This window comes from Listeria valentina, from assembly GCF_011800755.1.
GTDB classification, from domain to species: domain Bacteria; phylum Bacillota; class Bacilli; order Lactobacillales; family Listeriaceae; genus Listeria; species Listeria valentina.
The window spans coordinates 1-3,522 of record NZ_JAATJW010000110.1; the positions used below are offsets into that span (position 1 = coordinate 1).

The window sequence follows — 3,522 nt, forward strand, 5'->3', positions numbered from 1 at the left end:
GATATTAATCATTAAAAATCGCGTTAGAACAGGGGTTTTGAAGAAAATAGTTTTAATAAAAGTGTTTACAAAAATAAAAACTTGTTGTAAAGTTATAACAACAAGTAAATAAAAAAGGAATCGTCGATTTATAATTTGTATATCCAGTACAAATTATAAATACATCAACGAAACCCTAAGTGTGGTATTGGTATAAACATAAAACAAATTCAGTGTTTTGATAAAAAAATTATACCACATTTAGGTTTATTTGACAATGCCAATAAACGTTGGCATTAAGTAATTGTCAAAAGTTTTTTCGTAGATGGTGTCGATGTATTTCTTCCAATGGCGAAAAAACGAAGCTTTTAAATTCAGGACAAGTTTCTTCGCGTGGAAGAAACTTGTCCTTTTTTTGTTCAAAAAAAGAAAGGAGGGCACAGAGATGCCTACTACAGAGCGAAAAGACTTATTTTTATATGCAGCTGTCGTGGATGCTGTTGTTCATGAAGGTGTAACAGCTTTTCGAAAGAAAAATAGTCAGGGTGTATGGGCTGTACGACAACATTTCCGAGCCCAAGAAGCTAATAGTCCTCATCGTAAAGGGGTTCAGTTTATTGTTCGGAAAAAAGAAGACTTTAGCCGAGAAGAAGGCTTGCGTGGATTTATTACAACGAGTCAAGAAGCACTACTTCAAGAAGCCGATACCTTTACGCACTGGACACCGAATATCTACCGGTATGGTACTTATACCGATAAAAGTCGGCATTACATAAAGGGCCACACCGAAGACAATCTACAACAAATTAACACATTTGTTGTAGATATTGATACGCTTCAAGTTGATTTAGCAGATCTAGTGGCTACAAGTATCGATGTGTTGAACCAGGTCCCTACTTTTGTTCTTCAAACTCCGCACGGTTTTCAACTCTATTTTGTATTGGCTGATCCTGTATTCATTAGCTCAGCTAATCAGTTTAAAAGTCTAAAAGTAGCCAAGAAAGTTTCTTGGAATTTAAAACAAGCATTTGCACGAAAATATCCCCAAGTCGATGTTGGATGCAACGATTTTGGTTTCTTTAGAGCGCCAAATTCTGAAAATATTGTATTTGAAAACCTGGAGAATCGTTTTTCTTACAGTCACTTAATGAAGTGGTCTCAAAACTGGACGGCTAACAATCGTACAGCTAATCTTCAACTTATTTCGAAAGATTTTATGCCATTTGAGGATGCAACAAAAGAATCCTGGTATCGGGAACTCATTCGCCTGACAGAAATTAAAGGCAAACAAGGAGAATATGGGCGTAATAATGCACTTTTCACGTTGGCTTTGGCTTGCTATGGATCTGGAAAAACAGAAGACTTCGCTTATAATGAACTGGATCAGTTTAACTCTAGACTTACTTATCCGGTGCAACAAAAAGAATTGGAGCGAGCATTAAAAAGTGCATATAGTGGCCGTTATAAGGGGGCTAATTTTGAGCATATTGAAGGTTTGCTTCAAAATTACTTCAAATCTGACTATACAATGAACCATTCTACGGCAATTATTGATCCAAAGACAGGCAAGGTTCAACCTCGATTCTTTAGAAAGCACAAGAAGAGTCGTGAGGAAAGAACTTACTCACATCAAGAAGAATGGGAGACAGATTTAGAGACTTTTATCCAGAAACAGCTGGTTCAACAACAAGTAACGCGTTTGGTATATTCCCAAAGAGAGTTGGCTGAAGCAGCAGGGATACCTTTGGCCAGTTTAAAAAAATTGATTCAATCTACTTCTCGGATTATTAAGCGTTCAGAAGGTCGAGGCTGTACAGCCATTACGTATTGGACAACGGCAGCACACTTACTAAAGCAAGGTATTCAAAAAGCAATCGCAAAGAAAAAGGCTCAAGGGGAGCAATATATCCACTTTTTATCTACTATCACAGATGTGGAATGTACTATTCAACAGGAAACGAACATGAAGACGTTCGAGAGACAATGGGGCTTAGAACGTTTGTACAAACAGCGAAATTATGACGAAATAAGCCTGTTTTCAGTAATGGGAGGAGGCTAGAAATCAATGGGTTCAATTGCCAAATACATAATTCTAGTTACTGTTTTCTCCTCTGTTTGCTATGGAGTATTGCTTTCTAAATATTGTTTTCTTTTTTAAGATTTTGGTAAGAGTTGAGCTTACGTTTCTTGTACAAGGGATATAGAAAAACTAGAGGCACTGTTTTTGAAGAATCAACAGAATTTATTGGCGATTATTATAAATGTATAGGAATATGGACTTTTGAGGGCTCGAAAGATAAAGTGGGTAAAAAAGTTAGAGGATAATTTATTTGAAATACATTCTGAATTTCACGGGCAATTCAATGTGTGCTTTGTTTTCTTGTTGTGGGTTCACGGTTTGTTATTACACATGGATTTAGTAAGAAAACCTCATTTGAATTGTATACAAAAAAACTAAAAATAAGGGGTTTTTAAGTCGTTTATGACTCAGAATGGACTTTTCACGACATTTTCCACTCTAAGTCTATTTTTCATGCTAGACTTGAGGTAAATAGAAAAATAATAAAGACGGGGTGACGATCATGATTAGACGTTTTTTGAATCGGTTTTTGGAAGAGAATTCGAAAAAGAATGAGTCTGAACAACTTGAACGGGATATTCAGTTGATGAAACAGCGAATGCGACATGTACGTGATACCATTCACTTGCGAGAGCAAAACTCGTCTAAGTTGAGATGATGGAACAAAAATGATCAATAGGCTCTTATGTACGGTGGGAAAAGTAAGTTTTGGGAGACTTACTTTTCCTAACAATAGTTTCACTTTTAAAAAAATAAAGTAGGGCTGTGTATTAAGAGGCACAAGGGGAGTAATTATTATGGGAAATCGGAAAAGACAGTGGATTGTATATGGTCATGGACATCTTGGAAGTGCGTTGATGAAAATTTCATCAACGCACTTTTTAATTTTTTAACTCTTGGGGTGCATAAATAAGCAATAGATCATTCCAGTCTGCTTTGTTATCATTGAGAATAGTCTCTTGCTTTAATAGGCGGAGTCCTTCAAAACTTTGCGTAAGATATCTTTTTGCTTCTGGAAGCATATCTTTAACAAGGAGAATTTCGGCTTTTTTATATAGGGCGTCGTAATACAAGTAGGGTTCTGTTAAATCTTTACTCTCTTCAATCGCTTGATCGATATAGGGTTCAGCAGCAAGAATATCTTGATTTAGTTTTAAAGCATAGGCAAGGTTAAGTAGGACCCGCACTTTGCTAGAAGCGGAGGGGAAGTATTGGTTGTAATAGTCAAAAGCTTTGCGACAACGATCTGCTAATTCATAAGCCTCTGTACTTTCTAGATAAAATATTATAGATTGAGCAATAATAGTATCCCAATAAAACCAATGCTTTTTTTTCGATAGTGTCCCTGCTAAAGAACTTGCAATAGATTGAGCCTCTAGTCTATCACCCTTAATATCTAAAGTGTAGAGCGCTTTTAAACTAATTAAAATATTTTCAATATCTTGATCAGGATATACTGCTAA

At 36.0% G+C, this 3,522-nt stretch carries 2 protein-coding genes and 1 pseudogene; 2 read left to right on the forward strand and 1 reads right to left on the reverse strand.

Annotation, left to right across the window (positions count from 1 at the left end; all coding sequences use genetic code 11):
• Nucleotides 1-424 precede the first annotated feature (424 nt).
• Nucleotides 425-2,038: a primase C-terminal domain-containing protein gene (locus tag HCK02_RS13455; protein ID WP_167630613.1), complete on the forward strand. Its 1,614-nt coding sequence runs from the start codon at nt 425-427 to the stop codon at nt 2,036-2,038.
• A gap of 523 nt (nt 2,039-2,561) precedes the next feature.
• Entirely contained in the window at nt 2,562-2,717 is a 156-nt protein-coding gene (locus HCK02_RS13460) for a hypothetical protein (RefSeq protein ID WP_167630614.1), read from the forward strand.
• A gap of 223 nt (nt 2,718-2,940) precedes the next feature.
• On the opposite strand, the pseudogene HCK02_RS13465 reads toward HCK02_RS13460, so the two are convergent.
• A pseudogene (locus HCK02_RS13465) lies at nt 2,941-3,522 on the reverse strand (helix-turn-helix domain-containing protein); the annotation flags it as partial.

What these genes read in the sequence shown, in the direction of transcription:
- HCK02_RS13455 (WP_167630613.1), top strand. Translation starts at nt 425, where the DNA reads ATGCCTACTACAGAGCGAAAAGACTTATTTTTATATGCAGCTGTCGTG.
- HCK02_RS13460 (WP_167630614.1), top strand. Translation starts at nt 2,562, where the DNA reads ATGATTAGACGTTTTTTGAATCGGTTTTTGGAAGAGAATTCGAAAAAG.